General features: G+C 62.0%; 27 protein-coding genes. 17 read left to right on the top strand and 10 right to left on the bottom strand.

The genetic code is table 11. The features are described 5' to 3' along the window. Positions 1 to 72 precede the first annotated feature (72 nt). On the bottom strand, positions 73 to 1,494 hold the full coding sequence (gene leuC, locus NOX35_RS05945) for a 3-isopropylmalate dehydratase large subunit (RefSeq protein WP_256496069.1): 1,422 nt from the start codon (positions 1,492 to 1,494) through the stop codon (positions 73 to 75). Between the two features lie 57 nt (positions 1,495 to 1,551). Continuing rightward, on the bottom strand, positions 1,552 to 2,520 hold the full coding sequence (locus tag NOX35_RS05950) for a LysR substrate-binding domain-containing protein (protein ID WP_256496070.1): 969 nt from the start codon (positions 2,518 to 2,520) through the stop codon (positions 1,552 to 1,554). A gap of 350 nt (positions 2,521 to 2,870) precedes the next feature. Between NOX35_RS05950 and NOX35_RS05955 the strand changes: the two genes are divergently transcribed. Beyond that, a complete protein-coding gene (locus NOX35_RS05955; protein WP_256496072.1) occupies positions 2,871 to 4,184 on the top strand; it encodes a tetratricopeptide repeat protein in 1,314 nt (437 codons plus the stop codon). A gap of 63 nt (positions 4,185 to 4,247) precedes the next feature. Here the strand turns inward: NOX35_RS05955 and dnaJ are convergent, their stop codons facing one another. The 3 genes from dnaJ to grpE form a co-directional block, all read right to left on the bottom strand. Continuing rightward, the gene (gene dnaJ, locus NOX35_RS05960) at positions 4,248 to 5,378 is read right to left on the bottom strand and encodes a molecular chaperone DnaJ (RefSeq protein WP_003064279.1); all 1,131 of its coding nucleotides are present in this window, start codon (positions 5,376 to 5,378) and stop codon (positions 4,248 to 4,250) included. Positions 5,379 to 5,478: 100 nt separating this feature from the next. Then, entirely contained in the window at positions 5,479 to 7,422 is a 1,944-nt protein-coding gene (gene dnaK, locus NOX35_RS05965; protein ID WP_256496075.1) for a molecular chaperone DnaK, read from the bottom strand. 122 nt (positions 7,423 to 7,544) lie between these two features. Further along, positions 7,545 to 8,090: a nucleotide exchange factor GrpE gene (gene grpE / locus NOX35_RS05970; RefSeq protein WP_256496076.1), complete on the bottom strand. Its 546-nt coding sequence runs from the start codon at positions 8,088 to 8,090 to the stop codon at positions 7,545 to 7,547. A gap of 313 nt (positions 8,091 to 8,403) precedes the next feature. Here grpE and rpsF point away from each other — a divergent pair, with 313 nt between their 5' ends. From rpsF to dnaB, 5 genes are all read left to right on the top strand, one after another. Then, complete coding sequence (rpsF, locus tag NOX35_RS05975) at positions 8,404 to 8,766, top strand: 30S ribosomal protein S6 (protein WP_003064289.1); 363 nt, start codon at positions 8,404 to 8,406, stop codon at positions 8,764 to 8,766. A 20-nt stretch (positions 8,767 to 8,786) separates the two neighbouring features. Continuing rightward, positions 8,787 to 9,077, top strand: coding sequence for a primosomal replication protein N (priB, locus tag NOX35_RS05980; RefSeq protein WP_003076580.1), 291 nt, complete (start codon positions 8,787 to 8,789; stop codon positions 9,075 to 9,077). 18 nt (positions 9,078 to 9,095) lie between these two features. Then, positions 9,096 to 9,377, top strand: a complete 282-nt coding sequence (rpsR, locus tag NOX35_RS05985; protein WP_003057920.1) for a 30S ribosomal protein S18 — start codon at positions 9,096 to 9,098, stop codon at positions 9,375 to 9,377. A gap of 11 nt (positions 9,378 to 9,388) precedes the next feature. Further along, positions 9,389 to 9,841 (top strand): 50S ribosomal protein L9, encoded by a 453-nt coding sequence (gene rplI / locus NOX35_RS05990; RefSeq protein WP_003064296.1) that lies wholly within the window; start codon positions 9,389 to 9,391, stop codon positions 9,839 to 9,841. Between the two features lie 150 nt (positions 9,842 to 9,991). Then, the gene (gene dnaB, locus NOX35_RS05995; RefSeq protein ID WP_182285997.1) at positions 9,992 to 11,425 is read left to right on the top strand and encodes a replicative DNA helicase; all 1,434 of its coding nucleotides are present in this window, start codon (positions 9,992 to 9,994) and stop codon (positions 11,423 to 11,425) included. Positions 11,426 to 11,580: 155 nt separating this feature from the next. Here dnaB and NOX35_RS06000 read toward each other — a convergent pair whose 3' ends face one another. The 4 genes from NOX35_RS06000 to NOX35_RS06015 form a co-directional block, all read right to left on the bottom strand. Further along, the gene (locus tag NOX35_RS06000; RefSeq protein ID WP_182285998.1) at positions 11,581 to 11,985 is read right to left on the bottom strand and encodes a hypothetical protein; all 405 of its coding nucleotides are present in this window, start codon (positions 11,983 to 11,985) and stop codon (positions 11,581 to 11,583) included. Continuing rightward, the gene (locus tag NOX35_RS06005; RefSeq protein WP_256496079.1) at positions 11,986 to 13,707 is read right to left on the bottom strand and encodes a PhoH family protein; all 1,722 of its coding nucleotides are present in this window, start codon (positions 13,705 to 13,707) and stop codon (positions 11,986 to 11,988) included. A 222-nt stretch (positions 13,708 to 13,929) separates the two neighbouring features. Continuing rightward, positions 13,930 to 14,418 (bottom strand): peroxiredoxin, encoded by a 489-nt coding sequence (locus NOX35_RS06010; protein WP_003057908.1) that lies wholly within the window; start codon positions 14,416 to 14,418, stop codon positions 13,930 to 13,932. A 139-nt stretch (positions 14,419 to 14,557) separates the two neighbouring features. Further along, positions 14,558 to 14,926, bottom strand: coding sequence for an Mth938-like domain-containing protein (locus tag NOX35_RS06015; RefSeq protein ID WP_003064306.1), 369 nt, complete (start codon positions 14,924 to 14,926; stop codon positions 14,558 to 14,560). 166 nt (positions 14,927 to 15,092) lie between these two features. Between NOX35_RS06015 and NOX35_RS06020 the strand changes: the two genes are divergently transcribed. The 8 genes from NOX35_RS06020 (at position 15,093) to NOX35_RS06055 (ending at position 23,334) form a co-directional block, all read left to right on the top strand. After that, entirely contained in the window at positions 15,093 to 16,382 is a 1,290-nt protein-coding gene (locus NOX35_RS06020) for a pyridoxal phosphate-dependent aminotransferase (RefSeq protein ID WP_182286000.1), read from the top strand. 68 nt (positions 16,383 to 16,450) lie between these two features. Then, entirely contained in the window at positions 16,451 to 17,785 is a 1,335-nt protein-coding gene (locus NOX35_RS06025; protein WP_167005674.1) for a homoserine dehydrogenase, read from the top strand. A gap of 91 nt (positions 17,786 to 17,876) precedes the next feature. After that, positions 17,877 to 19,073, top strand: coding sequence for a hypothetical protein (locus tag NOX35_RS06030; protein WP_256496081.1), 1,197 nt, complete (start codon positions 17,877 to 17,879; stop codon positions 19,071 to 19,073). A 155-nt stretch (positions 19,074 to 19,228) separates the two neighbouring features. After that, on the top strand, positions 19,229 to 20,653 hold the full coding sequence (thrC, locus tag NOX35_RS06035; protein ID WP_182286002.1) for a threonine synthase: 1,425 nt from the start codon (positions 19,229 to 19,231) through the stop codon (positions 20,651 to 20,653). A gap of 129 nt (positions 20,654 to 20,782) precedes the next feature. Further along, the gene (gene mobB, locus NOX35_RS06040; RefSeq protein WP_182286003.1) at positions 20,783 to 21,325 is read left to right on the top strand and encodes a molybdopterin-guanine dinucleotide biosynthesis protein B; all 543 of its coding nucleotides are present in this window, start codon (positions 20,783 to 20,785) and stop codon (positions 21,323 to 21,325) included. A gap of 14 nt (positions 21,326 to 21,339) precedes the next feature. After that, entirely contained in the window at positions 21,340 to 22,596 is a 1,257-nt protein-coding gene (gene glp, locus NOX35_RS06045; protein ID WP_256496082.1) for a gephyrin-like molybdotransferase Glp, read from the top strand. An 11-nt stretch (positions 22,597 to 22,607) separates the two neighbouring features. Next, complete coding sequence (gene moaD / locus NOX35_RS06050; RefSeq protein ID WP_182286005.1) at positions 22,608 to 22,862, top strand: molybdopterin converting factor subunit 1; 255 nt, start codon at positions 22,608 to 22,610, stop codon at positions 22,860 to 22,862. 124 nt (positions 22,863 to 22,986) lie between these two features. Then, positions 22,987 to 23,334 carry a recombinase family protein gene (locus tag NOX35_RS06055; protein ID WP_182287113.1) on the top strand — a complete coding sequence of 116 codons (348 nt, stop codon included), beginning with the start codon at positions 22,987 to 22,989 and terminating at the stop codon, positions 23,332 to 23,334. A gap of 125 nt (positions 23,335 to 23,459) precedes the next feature. Here the strand turns inward: NOX35_RS06055 and NOX35_RS06060 are convergent, their stop codons facing one another. Next, positions 23,460 to 24,659 (bottom strand): MFS transporter, encoded by a 1,200-nt coding sequence (locus NOX35_RS06060; protein WP_256496083.1) that lies wholly within the window; start codon positions 24,657 to 24,659, stop codon positions 23,460 to 23,462. Between the two features lie 89 nt (positions 24,660 to 24,748). Between NOX35_RS06060 and NOX35_RS06065 the strand changes: the two genes are divergently transcribed. The 3 genes from NOX35_RS06065 to NOX35_RS06075 all read left to right on the top strand — a co-directional run bounded on the left by NOX35_RS06065 (position 24,749) and on the right by NOX35_RS06075 (position 26,426). Beyond that, a complete protein-coding gene (locus tag NOX35_RS06065; RefSeq protein WP_371878521.1) occupies positions 24,749 to 25,321 on the top strand; it encodes a TetR/AcrR family transcriptional regulator C-terminal ligand-binding domain-containing protein in 573 nt (190 codons plus the stop codon). A 170-nt stretch (positions 25,322 to 25,491) separates the two neighbouring features. Further along, on the top strand, positions 25,492 to 25,842 hold the full coding sequence (locus NOX35_RS06070) for a GIY-YIG nuclease family protein (protein WP_182286007.1): 351 nt from the start codon (positions 25,492 to 25,494) through the stop codon (positions 25,840 to 25,842). Next, entirely contained in the window at positions 25,839 to 26,426 is a 588-nt protein-coding gene (locus tag NOX35_RS06075) for a hypothetical protein (RefSeq protein ID WP_256496086.1), read from the top strand. The genes NOX35_RS06070 and NOX35_RS06075 overlap by 4 nt, the downstream gene beginning before the upstream one ends. The last annotated feature ends 43 nt before the right edge of the window (positions 26,427 to 26,469 follow it).

Genomic DNA, 26,469 nt, shown 5'->3' on the forward strand with positions numbered 1-26,469 from the left:
CGGCCAGCAAGGGCCGTCCCGCAGCAAAGGCCGTCGTCCCCCTTGGGGGAAGGCGCGCAGCGACTCAGGGGGTTACGCAAATTTACGGATGTCGACAAAGTGGCCATGGATGGCTGCCGCTGCGGCCATGGCGGGGCTGACGAGGTGGGTGCGGCCACCGGCGCCCTGACGGCCTTCGAAGTTGCGGTTCGAGGTCGACGCGCAGCGCTCGCCGGGCTCCAGGCGGTCGGCGTTCATGGCCAGACACATGGAGCAGCCGGGTTCGCGCCATTCGAAGCCGGCGGCCTTGAAGATCTGGTCCAGGCCTTCGCGCTCGGCCTGTTCCTTGACCAGACCGGAGCCGGGCACCACCATGGCCAGCTTGATGTTCTTGGCAACCTTCTGGCCCAGCTTCTTGACCACGGCTGCGGCTTCGCGCATGTCTTCGATGCGGCTGTTGGTGCAGGAGCCGATGAACACCTTGTCGACAAAGATGTCGTTGATGGGCTTGCCGGGTTCCAGAGCCATATAGGTCAGTGCACGTTCGATGGCGCCGCGCTTGTTGGAGTCCTTTTCCTTGTCAGGATCGGGAACGGCGGCATCGATGCCCAGCACCATCTCGGGGCTGGTGCCCCAGGTCACCTGCGGCACGATGTCGGCGGCGTTCAGCTCCACCACGTGGTCGAACTTCGCATCGGCGTCGGAATGCAGCGTCTTCCAGTAGCTGACGGCGGCATCCCATTCGCCACCCGTGGGCGCCAGGGGGCGGCCCTTGATGTAGCTGATGGTCTTGTCGTCCACGGCCACCAGACCTGCGCGGGCGCCGCCTTCGATGGCCATGTTGCAGACCGTCATGCGGCCTTCCACGCTCAGGTCGCGGATGGCTTCGCCGGCAAACTCTATGGTGTAGCCCGTGCCGCCGGCGGTGCCGATCTTGCCGATGATGGCCAGCACGATGTCCTTGGCGGTGATGCCGGGCGCGACCTTGCCGTTGACCTGAACCAGCATGTTCTTGGCCTTCTTGGCCAGCAGGGTCTGGGTGGCCATCACATGTTCGACCTCGGAGGTGCCGATGCCGTGGGCCAGCGCGCCGAAAGCGCCATGGGTGGAGGTGTGGCTGTCGCCGCAGACCACGGTCATGCCGGGCAGGGTCGCGCCTTGCTCGGGGCCCATGACGTGAACAATGCCCTGGCCCTTGTCCATGAAGGGAAAGAAGGCCGCCGAGCCGAACTCGGCAATATTGCTGTTCAGCGTGGTGATCTGTTCCTTGCTGATGGGGTCGGCAATGCCGTCATAGCCGCGCTCCCAGCCGTCGGTGGGGGTGTTGTGGTCGGCCGTGGCCACGACCGAGCTGACGCGCCACAGCTTGCGCCCGGCCATGCGCAGGCCTTCGAAAGCCTGGGGGCTGGTGACTTCATGGACCAGATGGCGGTCGATATAGAGGACAGAGGTGCCGTCTTCCTCGGTGTGAACGACGTGCTCGTCAAAAATCTTGTCGTAGAGGGTGCGTCCCATGGTGGTCTCGTGAGGTTGGTTTGTTGGGAGGATTCTGTGGTGGCTTGATGCGATGTTTCAAGCCTTGGCACTGGCGGGGCAGAGGTGATCGACCAGCAGGCGGGTGGTCACCGGCAGCGCTTCAAAGTCGCGCGCCACCACGCAGAGTTCGCGGTGCGCCCAGTCGTCGGTGAGCTGCACGGCGCGCAGATGGCCCACGCCATGCATCAGCTCGAAGGCGCGGTCGGGCAGCAGGCCCAGCCCCAGGCCGTTGTCGATCATGCGGCACATGGCGTCCAGGCTGGTGACCTGGATGCGCTGGTGCAGCGGGTGGCCGGCCTGGGCTGCGGCAGCACGCATGGCCAGGCTGATCGAGGAGCCCGCATGCAGGCTCACGATGTCCCATTCCAGCACTTCGGTGAATGCCACGCTTTCGCGCTCGGCCAGGGCATGGCGCTCGGGCACGACGACGACCAGTCGGTCCTTGCGATAGCGGCGGTACTGCAGCGGCACATTGCCCTGGCTCAGTTGCACGGTGGCCTGATTGCCTTCGCCGCCCCTGATATTGCCCAGCGTGCAGATGCCGATATCGGCCGTGCCCTCGGCCACGGCGCTCAGCACGTCGGGGCTCAGGTGCTCCTGCAGGTCGATCTTGATCTGGCTGTGTTCGCGCGCAAAGGCCCCCAGGTCTTCGGGCAGAAACTGCACGATGGCCGACATATTGGCGTGCATGCGCACATGGCCGCGCACGCCGTCGGCGTATTCGGAGAGCTCGCCCTGCATGCGCTCCAGCCCGTAGAGCACATTGCGGGCATGGTGCAGCAGACTCTCGCCGGCCGGCGTCAGCGTCACGCCGCGGCTGTGGCGATAGAGCAGGGCGGTGTCCACCGTCGCCTCCAGGTCGGACAGCCGCTTGCTGACGGCCGAGGCTGCAATGAACTCGCGTTCAGCAGCGCGGCCAATGCTGCCCAGTTCGCACACGGCGACGAACAGCTGAAGCGAGGTGAGATCGATGCGGCGCGCAAAACTGCGCTCTGAATTCTTCATGGGGTAGGCTCAAGTCTTCTCGTTTCGAGAAGTTTTCAGCATTTTTACCGATTAATCCAGTCGTATCCATCTTTGAATGAGATGTCTGGCTTGGCGATGGGTAAATTTTGGAGATGGGTGATTTCTTGTTTTGCGATGGATTGAGCAGACCTGGAAAAGCGATGTTGCATTTGTCAGTCTTGCGCACTTGCATTTTCATAGCGAAGACTCTAGATGCCTGAATCGTTCAAGCCGGATCCGGCCTGGGGGCGGTAGCCTTGCAGGTGCCTGAGCTCCGGTATTTTTTTTACAAAGTAAATCGTCAGTAAAGCAGCCCGGAATCGACGCTATTCGCTGCAAAAATGTGAGTCATGAGAGTTCCCAATCATCCGATGTCCGACAGTGAGCCTTCCGAGTTGCCAGCTATGGCTTCGGGGGCGTTTCTCTTGCACCGCAGTCGTTGCTGGGGGCAGGTCTGCCTGCTCGCAGCTGCACTGGCGCTGGGCGGCACCGCCTTGCCAGCCGTGGCCAAAGGCAAGACCCCGGCCAAATCCAGTGCGGCCGCGCCAGCCAAATCGTCCAAGTCCACCAAGAGCACGAGTGCAGGTGCTGCCAAGTCTTCATCGGCCAAGTCGGCCAAGTCGGCCGGCAAGGCCGGTAAAAAAGGGCGCGCCGGCCGCAATGCAGCGGTCGCTGGTGCTGCGGCCGCAGGTGCGGCAGCGGCCGCTCCGCTGGGTCGTGAGCATTGGACGCCGGAGGCCGGGAACAATCAGGCTGAAGATGCCAAGGAACTGGCCGCCATGCGTGCGGCAGCACAGACGGGCGACGCCAAGGCCCAGTATCTGCTGGGCTCGCGCTATCGTTTTGGCAAGGGTGTGAATCAGGACCTGGCCCAGGCCGTGCACTGGTATCGCCAGTCGGCCGACCAGGGCTATGCACCTGCGCAGTCCGACCTGGGAGTGCTCTATGCCAATGGGCGGGGCGTGACTCTGGACGAAGTGCAGGCCGTGAACTGGTACCGCAAGGCGGCAGAGCAGGGTGACGGCATCGCCCAGAACAATCTGGGTCTGATGTATGCCGAGGGTCGTGGCGTGGCGGCCGATGATGCGCAGGCCGTGCAATGGTTCGAGCGTTCGGCCAAAAGTGGCGAGGCTGCAGGTCAGTACAGCCTGGGGGTAATGCTCTCCAGCGGCCGGGGTGTCAAGGAGGATGGACGCGCCGCTTTGCAATGGTTTGAGCAGGCGGCCGAGAAAGGCCATGCCGACGCCCAGTACAACACAGGCATGATCTATGCCGTGGGTGCGCTGGTGCCGCAGGATCTGACGCGCGCGGCACGCTGGCTGGAAAAGTCAGCAGCTCAGGGCAATGCGGCGGCTCAGTCGTCTTTGGGTTTCCTGTATGCCAACGGCCAGGGAGTGCCGCAGGATGCAGGCCAGGCGGCGCGCTGGTTCGATCGCGCCGCCAAGCAGGGCTACACCCTGGCGCAGTCGAATCTGGCAGCCATGTATGTCAGCGGTCAGGGCGTACAAAAAGACATGGGCAAGGCCTATTTCTGGCTGGCTATCGCTCATGCCAAGGATCCCTCGCTGCAAAGCCGCATGCAGACGGCCGAGCAGGCATTGAGCCCCGCAGAGCGGCTGAGGGTTCAGCGCGAGGTGCGCAACTGGAAGCCCGGCAAGGAGTGATTGGCGCGCCATGAAAAAAGCCCATCAGGCATTGCTGATGGGCTTTTTGTTGGGTGTAGAGGCCTAGCTGAAGAAGCTCTTCAGGCGGTCCGTCCAGCTCTCGCCGCTGGGCGAATGCTTGGAGCCGCCTTTCTTGAGCGATTCGTCCAGATCCTTGAGCAGCTTGCGCTGGTACTCGGTGAGCTTGACCGGAGTCTCCACCACGATGTGGCAGTACAGATCGCCGGGGTAGCTGGAGCGAATGCCCTTGATGCCCTTGCCGCGCAGGCGGAACTGCTTGCCGGCTTGCGTGCCTTCGGGGATGTCGATCGCAGCCTTGCCTTGCAGCGTGGGTACTTCGATTTCGCCACCCAGGGCGGCGGTGATGAAGCTCACGGGCACGTTGCAGTGCAGATCGTCGCCGTCGCGCTCGAAGATGTCGTGATCCTTGACGCGAATCTCGATATAGAGGTCGCCTGCCGGTCCGCCATTGGTGCCGGGCTCCCCGTTGCCGGCCGAGCGGATGCGCATGCCGTCGTCGATGCCGGCGGGAATCTTCACTTCCAGCGTCTTCTGGCGCTTGACCTTGCCCTGGCCGCCGCAGGACGTGCAGGGCTCGGGGATGATCTTGCCCGTGCCACGGCAGTGCGGGCAGGTCTGCTGCACGCTGAAAAAGCCCTGGCGCATCTGCACCGTGCCCATGCCGTTGCAGGTGGTACAGGTCTTGGTGCTGGTGCCGGGCTTGGCGCCGCTGCCGCTGCAGGTGTCGCAGCTGTCCCAGCTCGGAATGCGGATCTGGGCATCCTTGCCCTTGGCAGCCTCTTCCAGGGTGATCTCCATGGAATAGCTGAGGTCGTTGCCGCGGTAGACCTGGCGGCCGCCGCGACCACCGCGGCCGCCACCGTTGAACATATCGCCAAAGATGTCGCCAAAGGCCTCGGCAAAGCCGCCAAAGCCCTCGCCGCCGCCCATGCCGCGATTGGGATCCACGCCGGCATGGCCGTACTGGTCGTAGGCCGCACGCTTCTGGCTGTCGGAAAGCATCTCGTAGGCCTCTTTGACCTCCTTGAACTTTTCCTCGGCTTCCTTGGCCTTCTCGCCCTGATTGCGGTCAGGGTGGAACTTCATCGCCAGCTTGCGATAGGCCTTCTTGATGTCATCGTCCGAGGCGCTTTTGGCAACGCCCAGAACTTCATAATAGTCACGTTTGGACATGTGAGTTTTCGGTCGGATGGAACAGGAACGCCGCGCCAGCTCCTGGGAGCCCGGCGCGGCGGCAAGCGGTCAATGGTTTGAGGCCAGGACCTGCCCGCGCTTAGTCCTTCTTGACTTCCTTGACTTCGGCGTCAACCACGTTGTCGTCAGCGGCTGCCGATGCGCCGGCACCGGCGGAGGCACCGGCGGAGGCAGCAGCGGCTTCGGCACCGCCAGCGGCCTGTGCGTCGGCGTACATCTTCTCGCCCAGCTTCTGGCTGGCCGTCATCAGGGCCGTTGTCTTGGCGTCGATGGCGTCCTTGTCCTCGCCCTTGAGCGCTTCTTCCAGCTCCTTGACGGCGGTTTCGATGGCGCTCTTTTCGGCGGCGTCCAGCTTGTCGCCATGCTCGGCCAGGCTCTTGTTGACGCTGTGAACAGCGGCTTCGCCCTGGTTCTTTGCAGTCACCAGCTCCAGCTTCTTCTTGTCGTCGGCTGCGTTCAGTTCGGCATCCTTGACCATGTTCTGGATTTCTTCTTCCGACAGGCCGGAGTTCGCCTTGATGGTGATCTTGTTTTCCTTGCCGGAAGCCTTGTCCTTGGCGGACACGTTCAGGATGCCGTTGGCGTCGATGTCGAAGGTCACTTCGATCTGGGGCACGCCACGACCTGCGGGCGGAATGCCTTCCAGGTTGAACTCGCCCAGCATCTTGTTGGCGCTGGCGATCTCGCGCTCGCCCTGGAACACCTTGATGGTCACGGCAGGCTGGTTGTCTTCAGCCGTGGAGAAGGTCTGCGCGAACTTGGTGGGAATGGTCGTGTTCTTGCTGATCATCTTGGTCATGACGCCGCCCAGGGTTTCGATACCCAGCGACAGGGGAGTCACGTCCAGCAGCAGCACGTCGGAACGCTCGCCACCCAGCACCTGGCCCTGCACGGCAGCGCCCACGGCCACGGCTTCGTCGGGGTTCACATCCTTGCGGGGATCCTTGCCGAAGAATTCCTTGACCTTTTCCTGTACCTTGGGCATGCGGCTCATGCCGCCGACCAGGATCACGTCGTGGATGTCGGAGACCGAGATGCCTGCATCCTTGATGGCGGTGCGGCAAGGCGCAATCGTGCGCTCGATCAGATCGTCCACCAGCGACTCCAGCTTGGCGCGGGTCAGCTTGATGTTCAGGTGCTTGGGGCCTGTTGCATCGGCCGTGATGTAGGGCAGGTTGATGTCGGTCTGTGCGGAGTTCGACAGCTCGATCTTGGCCTTTTCGGCGGCTTCCTTCAGGCGCTGCAGGGCCAGCACGTCCTTGGACAGGTCAACGCCTTGTTCCTTCTTGAACTCGTCGATGATGTAGTTGATGATGCGCTGGTCGAAGTCTTCGCCGCCCAGGAAGGTGTCGCCGTTGGTCGACAGCACTTCGAACTGCTTTTCGCCGTCCACGTCGGCGATTTCGATGATGGAGACGTCGAACGTGCCGCCGCCCAGGTCATACACGGCCACCTTGCGGTCGCCCTTGCCCACCTTGTCCAGGCCGAAGGCCAGGGCAGCAGCGGTAGGTTCGTTGATGATGCGCTTGACTTCCAGACCCGCGATACGGCCGGCGTCCTTGGTGGCCTGGCGCTGTGCGTCGTTGAAGTAGGCGGGCACGGTGATGACGGCCTCGGTCACGGCTTCGCCCAGGAAGTCCTCGGCGGTCTTCTTCATCTTGCGCAGCACTTCGGCGCTGATCTGGGGAGGAGCCAGCTTCTGGTCGCGCACTTGCACCCAGGCGTCGCCGTTGTCGGCCTTGACGATCTGGAAGGGCATCAGGTCGATGTCCTTTTGCACCTCGGCTTCGGCGAACTTGCGGCCGATCAGGCGCTTGGCCGCGTAGATGGTGTTCTTGGGGTTGGTGACGGCCTGGCGCTTGGCGGATGCGCCGACCAGGATTTCGCCGTCTTCTTGGTAGGCAACGATGGAGGGGGTGGTGCGGGCGCCTTCGCTGTTCTCGATCACGCGGGTGTTGTTGCCCTCCATGATGGCGACGCAGCTGTTGGTGGTGCCCAGGTCAATACCGATGATTTTTCCCATAATTCTCTCCGTAATCTGTTGAATGTTTGCTTGATTCGTCACTTGTGGGCGTAGTGGCCGGCTTCAAGAGCCGTCACTCACAATTTTTTGCCCTGACGGTGGTTTTTTGAGGGCTGGCCGGCTCAGCCCTGAGCCACGGTCACCAGCGCGGGGCGCAGGATGCGGTCGGCGATCACATAGCCCTTTTGCAGCACGGCCACCACGGTGTTGGCTGGCTGGTCGGCGGGGACCAGGGAGATGGCCTGGTGGTGGTGAGGGTCGAACTTCTCGCCCGCAGCGGGATTGATGGCGAGCACCTTGTTGCGCTCCAGAGCCGAATTCAGCTGGCGCAGCGTGGCGTCCGAGCCTTCGCGCAACTGCTCGGGTGTGGCGTTCTGGATGGCCAGGGCCGCGTCCAGGCTGTCGATCACGGGCAGCAGACTTTCGGCAAAGCTCTCGATGCCGAACTTGCGCGCCTTGGCGACCTCTTCTTCGGCGCGGCGGCGCATGTTCTCGGCGTCGGCCTTGGCACGCAGGTATTGATCGGCCAGTTCGGCGCTCTTGGCCTTGAGTTCTTCCAGCTCGGCCTGCAGACGACCCAGTTCGTCCGACGCATTGGCTGCCAGGGCCGCTTCCAGTTCCTCGGGGCTGGCGTCGTTGATGGTGTTGGGGTTGTGGTTCTCGGTCATGGTTGGTGAAGGTTTCTCAAAACTTAAGACAATCTGTCTTCCAGATGCGCTCCAGCAGGTCTATTTCAAGACCTGTGCCGCCCGACAAGGGCGAAGGGCGCAGCGGCTGAAGTGAGCCTGCAGGATTTACGGAGCATTCTTGGAGAGTGAGCACTTGTGATTTCAGTGCCTCTCGCCTTGATTGACCGATGGTAATCGCAGGTTTATAGGCCCCAGAGTGTACAGATAGTCTGCCACTCGGCTAGAATCTCACGTTTTGCCTTGCCGCACCGCTACAGACGCAGTGGGCGGCGTTTACCCAAAAGGAGTCGTTATGCGTCATTACGAAATCATTTTGTTGATCCATCCGGATCAAAGCGAACAAGTTCCCGCGATGCTGGAGCGCTACAAGGGCATGATTGCCGCTGGTGGCGGCAAGGTGCACCGCGAAGAAGATTGGGGCCGTCGTCAGCTGGCTTACATGATCAACAAGCTCGCTAAGGCTCACTACCTGTGCCTGAACATCGAAGCCGACCAGGCTGTGATGGCTGAACTGGAACACGCCTTCAAGTTCAACGATGCCGTGCTGCGTCACCTGACTGTGCAGAAGAAGAAGGCTGAAACAGCTGCTTCCGCCATGATGAAGAGCGTTGAGCGCGAAGAAGCCCGCAAGGCCAACCAGGCCGAGCACGCTTAACAGCATCAGACACTGAAGGAGTGGAAAACCGCGTTGTATTGACGGGCCTTCTCGCAGAGCAAGCTGCTTTGCGCTACACGCCCGCCGGATTGCCGGCCCTGGATTTGCGAATTGAACACAGTTCGCAGCAGCAAGAGCTGGGCAGTGCGCGCAACGTGAATGCATCTGTCAAGGCTGTTGCCTTTGGCGCCCTGGCTGAAAAGCTGGCCCGCCAAGCACCCGGTAGCCAATGGACCTTTCAAGGTTTTCTGGCCACGCCGCGCAATAGCAAGATGCTGGTTTTACACATTCAGGATATTCAACAAAATTAATTTTCAAGAGGTCCAGCAATGGCCACGTTCAAGAAATTCAACAAGGACAAGCGTCCTAAGCGCAACACCCAGTCGCTGCTGTTCAAGCGCAAGCGTTTCTGCCGCTTCACAGTCGCCGGCGTCGAAGAAATCGACTACAAGGATGTCGACACCCTGCGTGACTTCATCGCCGAAAACGGCAAGATTGTGCCCGCACGCCTGACCGGCACGCGCGCCATCTACCAGCGTCAGCTGAACACAGCCATCAAGCGCGCTCGCTTCCTGGCTATGCTGCCCTACTCTGACCAGCACAAGATCTAAGGAGCACGACTATGCAAATCATTCTGCTCGAAAAGGTTGTGAACCTGGGTAACCTGGGCGATATCGTCAAGGTCAAGGACGGTTACGCTCGTAACTTCCTGATCCCCTCCGGCGCTGCACGTCGTGCAACAGCTGCTGCCAAGGCTGAATTCGAAGCCAAGCGCGCTGAGCTGGAAAAGGCTGCTGCCGAGAAGCTGGCTGCCGCTCAAGAACTGAGCGAAAAGCTGAACGGCGTCAATGTGAAGATCACTCAGAAGGCCGGCGTTGACGGTCGTCTGTTCGGCTCCATCACCAACGCCGACATCGCTGAAGAACTGGTCAAGGCCGGTTTCGCAGTGAACAAGTCGCAAGTGCGCATGCCCAACGGCCCCATCAAGACCGTTGGCGACGCCACTGTGGTGGTGGCTCTGCACACCGACGTGGCTGCAGAAGTGGCTGTCTCCGTGTACGGCGACCACTCCTAATTCAGGCCCTGTTCTGAATTGGCAAAAAGCCGCCTTCGGGCGGTTTTTTGTTTTCTGGTAATTGTTTGTCTCGCCAGCGTTTTTATCGTCACCCGCCGTGACGTCGCCACCGCCTCCCGCTACGATGGAGGACTTGTCTCTAGGAGTCTCATGTCGTCAGTAATGCCCCCGCTTGATCTGCAAGATGATGCATTCGCCCCGGTTCCGCCTGCTGATCAGCAGGTGGCGCAACTGCGTGTGCCGCCGCACTCCATGGAGTCGGAATCTTCGGTGCTCGGCGGTCTGCTGCTGGACAACAATGCCTGGGAGCGCGTGGGCGACCTGCTCGGCGACGGTGACTTCTATCGACACGAGCACAAGCTGATCTACGAAGCCATAGGCAAGCTGATCAACGCCAGCAAGCCGGCCGATGTGATCACGGTCTACGAGCATCTGCAGGGCATGGGCAAGGCCGAGGAAATCGGCGGCCTGATGTACCTGAACCAGCTGGCGCAGTATGTGCCCAGTGCCAGCAATATCCGCCGCTATGCGGAAATCGTGCGTGAGCGTGCCATCTTGCGCAAGCTGGTCACGGCCAGCGACGACATCGCGACCAATGCCTTCAATCCGCAAGGCAAGACCGTGGAGCGCATCCTGGACGAGGCCGAGCAGAAGATCATGGCGATCGGCGAGGAGGGAGCGCGCAACAAGCAGGGCTTCCAGTCGCTGGATTCGCTGGTGGTGGACCTGCTGGACCGGGTCCAGGAGATGGCCGACAACCCCATGGATGTGACCGGCGTGCCCACGGGCTTTGTCGATCTGGATCGCATGACCTCGGGTCTGCAGGCCGGCGACATGGTGGTGCTGGCGGCGCGTCCCTCCATGGGCAAGACCTCGTTTGCCGTGAATATTGCCGAGCATGTGGCGCTCAATGAAGGCTTGCCGGTCGCCATCTTCTCCATGGAAATGGGCGCGGCCCAGCTGGCGGTTCGTATCGTCGGCTCCATCGGTCGCGTCAATCAGGGCAATCTGCGTACCGGCAAGCTCAGCGATGAGGAGTGGCCGCGTCTGACCGAGGCCATCGAGCGCCTGCGCACGGTGTCGCTGCATATCGACGAAACCCCGGGCCTGTCCCCGACCGAGCTGCGTGCCAATGCGCGTCGTCTGGCGCGCCAGTGCGGCAAGCTGGGCCTGATCGTGGTTGACTACCTGCAGCTGATGAGCGGCTCGGGATCTGCCGCCAGTTCCGACAACCGTGCCACCGAGCTGGGCGAAATCTCGCGGGGTTTGAAGATGCTGGCCAAGGAGCTGCAATGCCCGGTGATCGCGCTGTCCCAGCTCAACCGCTCGGTGGAGCAGCGTACCGACAAGCGCCCCATGATGTCCGACCTGCGTGAATCGGGCGCCATCGAGCAGGACGCGGACATCATCATGTTCATCTACCGCGACGACTACTACAACAAAGAGAGCAAGGAGCCCAATATTGCGGAGGTCATTATCGGCAAGCAGCGTAACGGGCCGACGGGGACGGTAAAGCTTTTCTTCCAGAAGAACCAGACGCGTTTCGAGAACCTGGCGCAGGGCTACGGCACGGACGAGTACTAAAAATCATAGCTGCCAGCGCCTGTCGGGAGGGGATTTCAGAACTCTATGAATATGAAATCTATGAATATCAAGCGCTGCCAGCTATCAAATTGAAGACATGAGAAAAGCCCGCAAGGCACAGACCTTGCGGGCTTTGTTTTTGAGCAGCTGCGGGGCTAGCGGCTGAACAGGTAGACGCCAAGACCGATCACGCACAGTCCCAGCACGCCGCAGGCCCAGGCCAGGCGCTGTGCGCCTATGCGCAGCGCGCCCACGGTTGCGACGATCTGGGCATTTTGCTGGGCCAGCTTCTCGATGATCTCGAGCGACTGGCGCTGCGATTGCTCCAGCTGGGCGATGCGCTCCTCCTGCTGCTGGATCAGCAGCAGCGCCTGCTCGCCGGCAGAGGCTGGTGGCGAAATGCGCTGTGCAGTGCTTTGCGCGCTGGCGTCCTGCTCGCGCGCCTCGGCCTGGGCCTCTTTCTTCTTGAGCATGCCCTGGGCGGCCTTCACCACCTGAGGCGTGGCCTTGATGACCTCGCCCCAGGGCACGAGCTTGAGCGCCGCGATCCAGCTTGCCACTTACAGCACCTCGCTGGCGAAGTCCGCCAGGCGCGAGCGTTCGCCGCGCGCCAGGGTGATGTGGCCGCTATGGGGCCAGCCCTTGAAGCGGTCCACCACATAGGTCAGGCCCGAGCTGCCTTCGGTCAGATAGGGGGTGTCGATCTGGGCCAGATTGCCCATGCAGATGATCTTGGTGCCGGGGCCGGCACGGGTGATCAGGGTCTTCATCTGCTTGGGCGTCAGGTTCTGGGCCTCGTCGATGATGACGTATTTGTTCAGGAAGGTGCGACCGCGCATGAAGTTCATGCTCTTGATCTTGATGCGGCTGCGGATCAGCTCATTGGTGGCGGCGCGCCCCCACTCGCCGGCATTGCCGCCGTCGCCCTTGGCCAGGAACTCCAGGTTGTCATCCAGGGCGCCCATCCAGGGACCCATTTTTTCCTCTTCCGTGCCGGGCAGGAAGCCGATGTCCTCGCCCACGCTGACCGTGGCGCGGGTCATGATGATCTCGGTATAGCGGCGCTCGTCCAGCACCTGGGCCAGACCGGCAGCCAGGGCCAGCAGGGTCTTGCCGGTACCTGCCGTGCCCGTCAGCGTGACAAAGTCGACTTCGGGGTTGACCAGCAGGTTCATGGCGAAGTTCTGCTCGCGATTGCGTGTGGACACGCCCCAGACGGCATTCTTGGGATTGCCGAAGTCGCGCAGCGTCTTGAGCACGGCCGTCTTGTCGCGGATCTCGGTCACGCGCATGTAGAGGCTGGGCTCGCCCGGTGCTTCGTAGTAGACGAACTGGTTGATCATCAACTGGTCGACGATGGCACCGCTGACGCGGTAGTAGGTGATGGCGCCTTCCTGCCAGCTCTCCACATTCTTGCCGGCCTTGGCCCAGAAGTCGTGAGGCAGGGCCAGTGCGCCAGAGTACAGCAGATCGCCGTCTTCCAGCACCTTGTCGTTCTGGTAGTCCTCGGCGGCCAGGCCCAGGGCGCGCGCCTTGACGCGCATATTGATGTCCTTGGACACCAGCACGACTTCGCGATCCTTGTGCTGCTCGCGCAGGGCTGCGACCACACCCAGAATCTGATTGTCGGCCTTGCCCTGCGGCAGGCTCTCGGGCAGGGATGCATCCAGAGGGTTGGTCTGGAAGTACAGCGTGCCGGTGGCGCTGCGCTGGCCGGTGGCATTCAGTGGCAGGCCTTTTTCCAGGCCGTCGGCGGGCTGGGAGGCAACCAGGGAGTCCAGCGTGCGGCTGACCTGGCGGCCGTTGCGCGCCACCTCGGTCATGCCCTTCTTGTGGTTGTCCAGTTCTTCCAGCACCACCATGGGCAGGAAGATGTCGTGCTCTTCAAAACGGAACAGGCTGCTGGGGTCGTGCAGCAGCACATTGGTGTCCAGAACGAACAGCGTGGTCGGGCCGGTGCGCGTATTGCGGGCGCGGCGGGCAGGCTTGGCGGCTGCGTCGGCGGGTTTTGCCGGTACTGCGGCAGCTGGTGCTGCTGCCGTCGGCGCTGCGCCAGTCGTTGTGGCTGTCTTGCGCGGCTTGGCGGCGGCGGGCTTGCTGGTGCTGCGGCGCGGCTTGGTGGCCGCAGGGGAGGTCTCTGGAGCTGCGCTCAGGGCGGCTCCGGTGGAGGGGTTCAGATCCTCGTCAAGCTCTGCAGTCTGCCTGGCAGTCTTGCGGATGGACGAAAAGGCTTCTGCGGAAAGCTTTGCGGCGCGGTGGCCGGGTGCGGGGGGCAGGGGCATAGTGGACGAACCGTTCTCAACAAGATTCAAAAAGCACAAAGCCGCCTGGAAACCGAGGCGGCTTTGGTGGGGTGAACAGAGAATACTGCGTAGCACTGAGGCATGCCCCATTATGCATAGGCCGCGAGGGCCTGAACGCAGTATTTCCTGTTTTGCCTTGTTTAAAGACTTTGAAATACTTTGCGTGTAGATAATTGCAAGGTCTTCAGTCCAGGGCGGGGCTCAGGCCACCTTCTTGTCCTGAGTCTTCAGGCTTTTGACGGCCTTGAGAACTTCGTCCACATGGCCGGGGACCTTCAGGCCGCGCCATTCCTGCATCAGGATGCCGTCGGCGCCGATCAGGAAGGTTGAGCGCTCGATGCCCTTGACCTTCTTGCCGTACATGATCTTGTTCTTGACCACGCCAAACATGTGGCACATCTTTTCTTCGGTGTCGGCAATCAGCTCGAACGGCAGTTCCAGCTTTTCCTTGAAGTCGTTGTGCGAGTTCATGTTGTCGCGCGACACACCGAACACGGTGGCGCCAGCCTTCACGAAATCCTTGTACTTATCGCGGAATTGCATTGCTTCCGTGGTACAACCCGGCGTGTTGTCCTTGGGGTAGAAATACAGGATCAGAATCTGGCCGTTGTGCGAGGTGTTGGACACCTTGACGCCGCCGGTGGCATTGGCTTCAAATTCTGGGAGTGGTTTGTTGACAACGATCGCCATGCGCTTGTATCTCTCGGGTGTGTTCGTTGAAATGCCGAGGGCGTCGGTGGTATTTTTGTTTTTATCAATCGATCGCCCCCAACCGCAACCTGCGATTTTACCCTGAAATACGTATTTCTCTCAATGTAGGCTCAGAAGTCTATGCTAGCAGCAGGGCTGCGACCACGTTGCGGCCTTCGCTGGCCAGAACGTTATAGGTGCGGCAGGCCGAGGCGGTGTCCATGCTCTCCAGGCCAATGCGTTTGGCGATCAGCGGCTTGAGCCAGGCCACAGGCGGAAAGCGGTTCTTGCTGCCGCTGCCAAAGAGGACGACTTCCGCATCCAGCTTGGCAAGCTCCTCGAAATGCTCGGCAGTCAGGTCTTCGAAGCGGGCGCAGTTCCACTCGGTCAGCAGGCCGCGGGCACCTACCAGCAGACTGGTTTCGTGGTTTTGCTTGTCAACGGCGATCCAGCCCGGGCCATAGCCGGTGATGGTTTGCGCATCGGATTTGTCTGCCTGAAATTTCATGATGGAGAGTGTGCGCAATCGGCGCGCTGGACGGGTGCGATGGCTGCTGTCTCCATACAGAGAGGGTGGGGACATTGCTGCAGCGCGGAACTGTGCTTAAATTATAGGTTTCACCATGGCACTTAATGCGCCCTGGCGTGCCTGAAATCCTTTTGTATTGATTCGCATGAAAACCGTTCAAAAATCCGCCAAGTTAGCAAACGTCTGTTACGACATCCGCGGGCCGATCATGGACGCGGCGAAGAAGATGGAGGACGACGGCCAGAAGATCATCAAGCTCAATATCGGCAATCTGGCCGTTTTCGGCTTCGATGCTCCCGAAGAAGTGCAGCAGGACATGATCCGCAACCTGCCCAACTCGGCAGGCTACTCCGACAGCAAGGGCATCTTCGCTGCGCGCAAGGCCGTGATGCACGAAACCCAGCGCCAGGGCATCAAGGGCGTGACGCTGGACGACATCTATCTGGGCAACGGTGCTTCGGAGCTGATCAGCCTGGCCACCAACGCGCTGCTGGACAACGGCGACGAGATGCTGCTGCCTGCGCCCGACTATCCGCTGTGGACGGCTGCCACCAGCCTGTCCGGCGGTACGCCCGTGCATTACATGTGCGACGAGTCCAATGGCTGGATGCCCAATATGGACGACATCCGCGCCAAGATCACGCCGCGCACCAAGGGCATCGTCGTCATCAACCCCAACAATCCCACGGGGGCGCTGTACTCCAGGGAGCTGCTGCTGCAGATCGTGGAGCTGGCGCGCGAGCATGGCCTGGTCATCTTTGCGGACGAGGTCTACGACAAGGTGCTGTACGAGGATGCCAAGCACACGCCGCTGGGCAGCCTGTCCATCGATGTGCTGACCATCACCTTCAATTCCCTCTCCAAGGCCTACCGTTCCTGCGGCTACCGTGCTGGCTGGATGGTGATTTCGGGCGACAAAAAGCCCGCCAAGGATTACATCGAGGGCCTGAACATGCTCTCCAACATGCGCCTGTGCGCCAATGTGCCTGGCCAATGGGCCGTGCAGACGGCGCTGGGCGGTCATCAGAGCATCGATGCTCTGGTGCAGGAGGGCGGCCGCCTGCGCGTGCAGCGCGATCTGGCCTGGGAGCTGATCAATGCCATTCCCGGCGTGAGCTGCGTCAAGCCCCAGGGCGCGCTGTACATGTTTCCGCGTCTGGATCCGGCCGTCTACCCCATCCAGGACGACCAGGAGTTCTTCCTCGAAGTGCTGCAGGAAACCAAGGTCATGCTGGTGCAGGGCACGGGCTTCAACTGGCCCGAGCCTGATCACTTCCGCATCGTGTTCCTGCCGCATGAGGCAGATCTGCGCGAGGCCATCAACCGCTTGGCCGCCTTCCTCGAGAAGTACCGCAAGCGCCATGGCACGGACAAGCCCAAGGCAGTGCCGGCAGAAAAGGCACTCAAGCCTGTCAAGGCTGAGAAAGCCGCGTAACTCATCTTTTTGATAGCTGGTGGCGCTTGATTTTCAAGCGCTTCAGCGCTTTTTTGACCTTAGAACTTATGAAACCCATCCAAGTAGGCCTGTTGGGCATTGGCACCGTAGGCAGCGGTACTTTCAATGTGCTGGAACGCAATCAAGACGAGATTCGCCGTCGTGCGGGTCGTGGCATTGAAATTACCATGGTCGCCGACTTGGATACCGAACGCGCCAAGAGCGTGGTGGGTGACAAGGTCAAGGTGGTCGGCGATGCACGTGAAGTCATCGCCAACCCCGATATCGATGTGGTGGTCGAGCTGATCGGCGGCTACGGCATCGCCAAGGCCCTGGTGCTGGAAGCCATCGCGGCCGGCAAGCATGTGGTGACTGCCAACAAGGCCCTGCTGGCAGTGCATGGCACGGAAATCTTCAAGGCTGCGGCCGAGAAGGGCGTGATGGTGGCCTATGAGGCCGCCGTGGCCGGTGGCATTCCCATCATCAAGGCCCTGCGCGAAGGCCTGACTGCCAACTCCATCCAGTGGGTGGCCGGCATCATCAACGGCACGACCAACTTCATCCTGTCCGAAATGCGCGACAAGGGCCTGGACTTCGACGTGGTGCTCAAGGAAGCACAGCGTCTGGGCTATGCCGAAGCCGACCCCACCTTCGACATCGAGGGTGTGGACGCTGCCCACAAGGCCACGCTGATGAGCGCGATTGCCTTCGGCATTCCCGTGCAGTTCGACAAGGCCTATGTGGAAGGCATCACCAAGCTGGCCGGTGCCGATATCCGCTACGCCGAGCAACTGGGCTACCGCATCAAGCTGCTTGGCATCACCAAGCGCACGGACAAGGGCATCGAGCTGCGCGTGCACCCCTCGCTGGTGCCTTCCAAGCGTCTGATCGCCAATGTGGAAGGCGCGATGAACGCCGTGGTGGTGAACGGCGATGCCGTGGGCACCACGCTGTACTACGGCAAGGGCGCCGGGTCCGAACCCACCGCTTCCGCCGTGGTGGCTGACCTGGTCGATATCGCCCGTCTGGACGGCTCCGATCCTGCACACCGCGTGCCTGCGCTGGCCTTCCAGAGCAGCAGCCTGGCTGCTGCTGGCAGCGAACTGCCCGTGCTGCCCATGGCCGAGGTCGTGACCAGCTACTACCTGCGCATCCGCGTGGCCGACGAAGCCGGAGTGCTGGCCAAGATCACCGGCTTGCTGGCGGGTGCCGGCATCAGCATCGACGCCGTGCTGCAGCGCGAAGCCGACGAAGTGGGTGGCGAAGGCTCGACCCAGACCGATCTGATCATCCTCACGCACGACACGCGCGAAGGTGATATGGACAAGGCCCTGGCCGAAATCCAGGGGCTGCCCACGGTGCTGGCTCCCATTACCCGCATCCGCAAGGAAGAGCTGAACTAAGGACTTGAGCATGTACCCTCGCACTCAAACCGGTTTATTCCCTGTTCAGTGCGGTGGCGGTATTGCAAACCCCTTCAAAGGCTGGCGCCCTATGGCGCCAGCCTTTTTGCTTTTGGCGGCAGCGGGTGCACAAGCGGCGCCTGTCGATGTCTATCGTGGCACGCTGGGCGGCTCGGCGGTGGTGATGGAGCTGGGCAAGCCGGGTGAGGGCGGTGAACGCCAGGGGCGCTATTTCTATCTGCGGCATGGAGTGGATATTCCGCTCCGGGGCGCGCTGAATGCGCTGTCTGAGGCACGTCCTTTGAATAACGACTGGGCGCGTGAAAGCGGTGGCGAGCCTCCCGTGTTGACCGACTCCCAACAGCGCCGCATCGTTTGGCAACTGCGCCAGCAAGGCAGTGCTTTGGCAGGTGAATGGGTGGATGATATTCACGGCAAAAAACTGCCGCTAGCCCTTACCCATATTGCGCAGTACGACCCTGAAAAGATAGCGCCAGTCGGTGTGGAGGCCGTGACGTTGGCGATTGTGCAAGGTGCGGGCAGTGGTATTGCATCGGGCGTTGCCATCTCGGCACAGGCCACGCCCTACGACTATCTGAAAGTGGCCGAGCAAAAGCTGGAGCAGGGCAGGGAAGTGGTGGTCAGCCCTACGCTGGCCTGGAGGCCGGTGCGCGATGCGCGTACCCAGTTCTGGTATCCGCGCCTCACGCGTCATCCGGATCCCAAAATTCTGGCGCAGACCAATACCGTTCTGGAGCAGCGCCACTGGGGCATGAGTCTGGAGGCGCTGGCCTGTGTGGGCTCGATCTACCAGAACGCGGGCCCGGCGGCAGGCTCACTGGGGGACTTCAATAACGAATCGATCAAGGTGACCTACCTCTCAAGCGCCTTGATGAGTGTGGTGGAGTCCGGTTCAACCGGTTGCGGTGGCGCTCACCCCAACAATCATTACGACCCCTTTGTGCTGGACTTGCTGCGGGGCGGCTATATGGACTTCACCCGCCTGCTCAAGGACGTGAAATATGGCGAGTACAAGCTGGAATATGGTGATCGGCTGTCGCGTTTTCTGCGCAAGGCAGTGGACCGGTATTCCGAGGATGACAAGGAGTGCACCGAGCTGCTGCCCCAGTACATGGCACTGATGCTCGACAAGCCTGACAAGATGAGCTTTGTGATTTCAGGCATAGGTCATGCCATGGGGGTGTGCCTTGGCAGCGGCGTCAGTGTCCCGTTCAAGGAGCTCAAGCCCTATATCAAGCCGGGGGCGCAACGCTATTTCCAGCCCTGAGTCCCGTCCGGCGCGATATGAGGCAATGGCGTTGGCCGGTCTCTGCATTCGCGCACAGTCAAATCGGGCTTGCTGACCGATAATGGTCGGCTTGGCGGCATGACTTCTGTCCGTTTGGCTGTCCGTTCCGAATTTTAGTTTTTGGCGAGTTTGAGATGCTGTATCTGTCCACCCGCGGCCATGCTGACCGCAAGCGTTTTTGCGACATTTTGCTCGAAGGCCTGGCTCCCGATGGCGGCCTGTACCTGCCCGTCGAGTATCCCCAGATCGACGATGCCAAGCTGAGCCAGCTGCGCGAGACGCTGGCCAACAAGGGCTATGCGGCCCTGGCCTTCGAGATTCTGTCGCTCTATATCGACGACATTCCGGCCGAGGATCTGCGCGCCCTGTGTGCCAAGACCTATACCAGGGAAGTCTTTGGCAGCGATGCCATCGTGCCTGTGCGCCAGCTGGACGGCGTGCTGCACATCGAAGCCCTGTCCAACGGCCCCACGCTGGCCTTCAAGGACATGGCCATGCAACTGCTGGGCAATCTGTTCGAGTACGAACTGGCCCGCCGCAACGAGGAACTGAATATCCTTGGTGCCACCAGTGGGGATACCGGCAGCGCGGCCGAATACGCCATGCGCGGCAAAAAGGGTGTGCGCGTCTTCATGACCAGCCCCCACGGCCGCATGAGCCCCTTCCAGCAGGCGCAGATGTTCAGCCTGCAGGACGAGAACATCCACAACATCGCCATCGAAGGCGTGTTCGACGACTGCCAGGACATCGTCAAGGCCGTCTCCAACGACCACGCTTTCAAGGCCCGATACAAGATCGGCACGGTCAACTCCATCAATTGGGCGCGTCTGCTGGCCCAGGTGGTCTACTACTTTGCCGGCTATCTGCAGGCCACCCGCTCCAACGACCAGAAGGTGAGCTTCACCGTGCCTTCGGGCAACTTCGGCAATATCTGCGCAGGCCATGTGGCACGCCAGATGGGTCTGCCGATTGCCAAGCTGGTGGTGGCCACCAACGAAAACGATGTGCTGGACGAGTTCTTCCGCACCGGCGTCTACCAGGTGCGAGGCTCGGCCAATACCTACGAGACATCGAGCCCCTCGATGGACATCTCCAAGGCCAGCAATTTCGAGCGCTTTGTGTTCGATCTGGTGGGGCGCGACGGCGTGCGCACCAAGCAATTGTTCGCCGAAGGCGTGGCCAAGGCGGGCAAGTTCGATCTGAGCACGGATCCTGCCTTCAAGGATGCCGCCGGCAAGTACGGTTTTGTGAGCGGCAAGAGCACGCACGCCGACCGTCTGGCCACCATCAAGGACACCTTCGAGCGCTTTGATCAGATGATCGACACCCATACCGCCGACGGTGTGAAGGTGGCGCGCGAGCATCTGGGTGCCGAGCCCATGCTGGTGCTGGAAACCGCTCTGCCCATCAAGTTTGCCGCGACGATCGAAGAGGCGCTGGGCCGCCAGCCCGACCGTCCCGCCAAGTTCAACGGCATCGAAGACCTGCCCAAGCGTGTGGTCGTCATGGCTTCCGACGTGGACAAGGTCAAGGCCTTTATCGCCGAAAACTGCAGATAAAGCCCTGCGGCGCTAAGCTTGAAAAGCACCTGTAGCTTGGCGACAGGTGCTTTTTTTCTTTGAATAGAATTGGCGTTCAGTGCTTTACCGTAGAGCGTTGGAAGCTATCAAAAATATATTGAAATCAAGATGAAGGTCATAGGCTTTGCCGGATATTCGGGCGCGGGCAAGACCGCCCTGGTCGAGGCGCTGGTGATGCTGATGAAGCAGCGCGGGCTCAGGGTCTCGGTCATCAAGCATGCCCATCATGACTTTGATGTGGATCGCGAAGGCAAGGACAGCTGGCGTCACCGCAAGGCTGGCGCTTATGAAGTGCTGCTCGCGTCCGATAGGCGCATGGCGCTGATGCGCGAATACGAGCAGCCTGCACCGCTGAGCGTGCACGACATGCTGGCGCAGCTGGACCCCAGCGTGGACTGGGTGCTGGTCGAAGGCTTCAAGCATGGCGAGCTGCCCAAGATCGAGGTCTGGCGGCAGCAGCAGGACAGGCTGGACAGAGGCAAAAGTCTGGAGCCGCTGTTTCCGCATGACCCTCGGGTGCTGGCGGTTGCCACCGACGCTGCCAATGACCTGCCGCAAGCGCCGATCCAGCCCGTGCTGGATCTGAACCAGCCCCAGCTTGTGCTGCAATGGCTGCTGGCTCATTCGGACTCTCTGCAATACAAGAACTAAGGAAAGACACAGCAATGCAAGCACCACAGACGCCTCGCAAGCCGCTCAAGCCTCTGGATGAAGCCCTGCAGGAGCTGCTGGCTCATGCCCAGCCCCAGGCCGGCGCACAGATGGTGGACACTTTTGATGCCGATGGCCGCGTGCTGCTGCAGGCGGCCGTCTCGCCGCTGCAGGTGCCGCCCCAGGATAACTCGGCCATGGACGGCTATGCGGTGCGCGCCGCCGAATGCGCGGGCGGCACGGCGGTGCTGCCGGTGTCGCAGCGTATTCCCGCCGGCACCTCGCCCCAGGCGCTGGCCGCTGGCTGCGTCGCCCGCATCTTCACGGGCGCGCCCGTGCCGGCCGGGGCCGATGCCATCGTCATGCAGGAGGATTGCGAACTGCTCGAGGACGGCCGCGTGCGCATCAAGGCCCAGCCCAGGGCTGGGCAGTGGATTCGCCGCGCGGGCGAGGACATCACGCAAGGAGCGACCGTGATCGAGGCCGGTACCCGCCTCACACCGGCCCACCTGGGTCTTGCAGCCAGCATGGGCTTTGCCCGCCTGCAGGTGGCACGCAAGCCGCGTGTGGCCCTGTTCTCCACCGGCGACGAACTGGTCATGCCCGGTACCGTGGCACCGCAGGACATGCCGGCGGGCAGCATTTACAACAGCAACCGCTTCTTCCTGCGCGCATTGCTGCTGCGCATGGGCTGCGAGGTGACGGATCTGGGCATTGTTCCCGACGACCGCGAGGCCACGATTGCCGCGCTGGCCGATGCCGCCATGGACCACGACGTGATCGTCACCAGCGGCGGCGTCTCCGTGGGCGAGGAAGACCATATCAAGCCTGCCGTGCAGGAGCTGGGTCAGCTGGACCTCTGGCAGATCAACATCAAGCCCGGCAAGCCTTTTGCTTACGGCCGTGTCAATCGAGAGTCCGGCACGGGCTTTGCGCACTTCATCGGGCTGCCGGGCAACCCGGTCTCCAGCTTTGTCACCTTCCAGGTGCTGGTGCGCCCCTTTTTGCTGCGTCTGCAGGGCGTGCGGCATGTGCTGCCGCGTGCCATCGAAGCGCGCGCCGATTTCGAGTGGCCAAAGGGCGACAAGCGCAGAGAGTTTTTGCGGGTGCGCTACAACGAGCGTGGCGGGCTGGAGCTGTTCAGAAACCAGAGCTCGGGCGTGCTGACTTCCACGGCCTGGGGCGACGGCGTGGTGGACAACCCTGCCGGCACCACGATTGCCGTGGGCGACAGTGTGCGCTTTATCCCGTTTGCCGAGCTCATGGCTTGATGGAGTTGGAGATGAAGACCGTTACGATTCGATATTTCGCCTCTATCCGGGAGGCCCTGGGTATGGGCAGCGAAAGCCTGCAGACCCCGGCAGCCACCGTGGGAGCATTGCGCGAGCAACTGATGAGCCGCAGCGATGCGGCTGCCCAGGTGCTGGCTGCCGGCAAGGCCGTGCGCATGGCGCTGAACCAGGATATCTGTGATGCCGATGCCATGCTCAGCCATGGCGACGAAGTGGCGTTTTTTCCGCCAGTGACCGGGGGCTGATGAGCCCTTGAGCGCATGGCGGCGGCTCCAGGAGCTTTGCCGCTTGTTGCCTCACACACCGCTGTTGCTGTTCCCGCAATGGTTGCGGGGTCAGCCGCTGAGTCATATATCCATCTCTGCTGCCATGACCGAAACCGCCGATCTGTCCACGCCCGAAGTCAATCCCGAGATCAGCGCCCGCACCCGCAAGGCGTTGGCCCAAGCGCGCGAGCGCGGAGTCAAGCTGGGCACGGCCGGTGCGGCCAATATCCGCGCCACGGTGGAAAAGCGCAAATCGGCGGCCGATGCCTTTGCCAGGCAGCACGAAGCGCTGTTCGCCCAATTGCTGCAACAAGGTCTGACCCACCGCGCCATGGCGGCCGAACTCAATGCACGGGGCATTGCGGCCGCCAAGGGCGGCGAGTGGACCCATGGTCAGGTGCAGCGCATTCTGAACCGCTATGCGGACTGGAAGGCTGCCGAGTCGGCCTAGGCCCGAGGGCAGCCTCCGAATCTCGAGCCGTGCCGCTTCTGCCGCACGGCTTTTTTGATGGCGGCGGTAATTGCTGAGCATTGGCCTGGAGCGATGAGCCACGCAGTGCGGCGCAAGACAGTGATTCAGCGCCTGTCTGCCATGGCCGTCGCGGGCTTCTGCCTTGTGGCTGCCAGTGCCAGCAAGCCCAGCGCAATCAGCATCAGGCCATAGCCATAGGTGGTGGGTACCAGCCCCAGGCTCTGGGTCAGCAGGCCTGCTGCGATGGCAGGCAGGCTGAAGGCCAGATAGCTCAGCACATAGATGGTGGCCAGCAGACCGCCGCGTTCATGCGGCTCGGCCAGCGGCAGCACGCTGCGCAGCGCCCCCTGAAAGCCCACGCCAAAGCCCGCACCGGCAACCACGGAGGCAGCCACCATCAGTGCCAGGCTGTGGCTGGCCACGCCCAGCAGCAGAATCACGATGCCCAGCGGCAGCACCGAGCCGCCAAAGCGCAGCATGCGCTGGGCCGTCCAGTGGCGAAGCAGCCAGATGGCCGCTGCGGCACTCAGGGTGTTGATGCACACGGCCAGGCCTGCCATCAGGGGGGAGCCGGTGATCACGCGCAGCAGGGTGGGGCCTAGCGACAGATAAAAGCCCGCCAGCGCCCAGGCAGCGATATCCAGCGGCGCCATACGCAGGAAGGCCGGGCGGATATGTGCGGGAAGGCGGATGCGAGGGCGCATGGAGGCCAGGGCTCCGTTGCGACGGCTGACGGTTTCAGGCATCACGGCAATGGCCCAGGCCGATGCCGCAAAGACCAGCAGCAGCCACCAGTAGATCTGATGCAGCCCGTCGTGGCCGTGGCTGGCCAGCTGGTTGGCGCCGAACACGCCGGCTGCCATGCCGATCATGGGAGACAGCGTGTTGATCAGTGCACCGCGTTCGCGGTCCATGTCGAGCAGGGCCGCGCCCAGGGCCGCACTCGCCATGCCGGTGGCAAAGCCCTGCACCACGCGAGACCAGAGCAGGGCTTGCGCATCCTGTGCATGGGCAAACATCAGCATGGAGAATGCTTCCGGTCCCAGGGCGGCAAGAATGACGGGGCGCCGGCCCAGGTAATCGGACAGTGCGCCCATGGTGAGCAGGGCGACGAGCAGGCTGAAGGCGTAGACCGCGAAGATCAGGGTCAGCATACCCGACGAAAAGCCCCAGGCCTGCTGGTAGAGGCGATACAAGGGCGTGGGAGCGCTGGATGCCGCCAGAAAACTGGCCAGGGTCAGGGCGACAGCAGCCATATGGCGAGTGCCGGACACCGCAGTCAGGGATACAGAGGATGTGGACATGGAAAAGCTGGCTCCGCTACCATAAAAGCAAATTTTTTGCGTTTGCGTATTCTGCGTTAATTTCTCATTAACGCAAATATTTAGCTTTAATGACCATGATTGCAAAAGACCCAGTCCAATCCCGGCCGGGCGGGCGCAGCTCCCGCGTACAGGCCAGCGTGCATCAGGCGGTGAGGAAACTGCTTGAGCACATGCCACGCGAGGAGCTGACCTTCCCCCTGATCGCCACCGAAGCCGGCGTGACGCCTTCCACGCTGTACCGCCGCTGGGGCGATCTGCCGCAACTGCTGGCCGATGTGGCGCTGGAGCGCATCCGTCCCATTGCCGAGCCGGCGGACACGGGCAGCCTGCATGGCGATCTGCAGGCCTGGACCGAGCAATACATCGAGGAAATGGGCTCGCCTCTGGGGCGCACCTTGCTGCGCGATACCTTGGTGGCAACCCAGGAAGACCAGGTGACCTGCGCCTGCGTGGACATCATCCGAGACCAGCTTGGCATTGTGCTGAGCCGGGCCCGGGCGCGTGGCGAGTCGGGTCCCGATGTGGACACCATGCTGGACCAACTGGTGGCACCCATCGTCTATCGCATTCTCTATGGTCTGCAGCCCGATGTGGCTTTCGGGCGCAAGCTGGTCGAGCAACTGACGCCCGAGCAGGCCTGAGGCGCTTGCACTAGAATCGCGGCTCACAGGTGCTAAGGGGCGCCTGCCCGCACAAGAGGCTCTCACCCTTGCTTTAGGCAGCGTGTTCACGCTCGATTCGATGTTCTGTCAGACCATGGTTGTTCTAAGGGCCCAGCGCGGGAGGCTCCGATGCAACCTGGAGCACTGTCATGACTTCATCTCTCCATCCCCAGGCGCGGCGCACGCTGGCGCGGGACTACAAACAGGCGTTTCCCGCCATGGGTATCTATGCGGTGCGCTGCGATGCTGCCGACTTGTTGCGCCTGGGTGCCAGCCGCAATGTGGACGCAATACTCAACCGCATGCGGTTCGAGCTGAGCAATGGCTCCCGGCGCGATGCGGCACTGGCCCAGGCCTGGGCCCGCCACGGCGCACAGGCATTCCGTTTTGAGGTACTGGACCGCGTGAAGGAGCGCGACGACCCCTTGTTCGACTATGACGCCGAACTTCAGGCCCTGCTGTCTCTATGGCAGCAAGAGCTGCAAGGGGTGCAACCATGAGCAGCGAAACCGCGAATTCCATGAGATCAGGCCAAGCGCTGTCCGCTGGTGCTGCAGCCATTGGTCACTCGGGTCCGGCCATGGAGGCGGGTTCTGTTGCTGAATTCATTTCGCCGCAGACGCTGGTCGACGAGATCAAGGTGCGTGCCCGTGTGCGCTTGAGCCGCGCGCGGCGCGAGGGGACTGGTGGCTCGGCCACATTGCGTGACCACTTGCATCAGGCGGCGCGCGAGGTCGGGTTTGCGGGCTGGGAGCAGGCGCGTCGGGTGCTGGGGGCGCAGGCAGCACCAGGAGATGACATGGGCAGCTTCTGGCATGTGCCGCGTAGCGGCATTCTTCTGCACATCTGGTTCAGCGAGCACGCGCAGGCGTGCAGCGTGCTTGCGCAGCAGGCGGATGGATTTTTGCTGCCTTATCGGCGCCAGTGTTTCATCGTGCAAGCGCCGTTCATCGAGGCCTTGGGTCTGAACCCGGCCGACCCGGCCTGGGCCGTCATAGGGCGCGATCTGGTCGCCGCCTATGGAGCGCCTGCCTGGCGGGCCCTGGCCTGGCAGCGTCTGCATGCGCCTGCCGGAGCCTTCTGATCTGCTCCCGAGTGGAAGAGGCTCCTGAGGCTTGAAGCGAAAA

This window comes from Comamonas sp. C11, assembly GCF_024496285.1.
Lineage (GTDB): Bacteria > Pseudomonadota > Gammaproteobacteria > Burkholderiales > Burkholderiaceae_C > Comamonas > Comamonas testosteroni_F.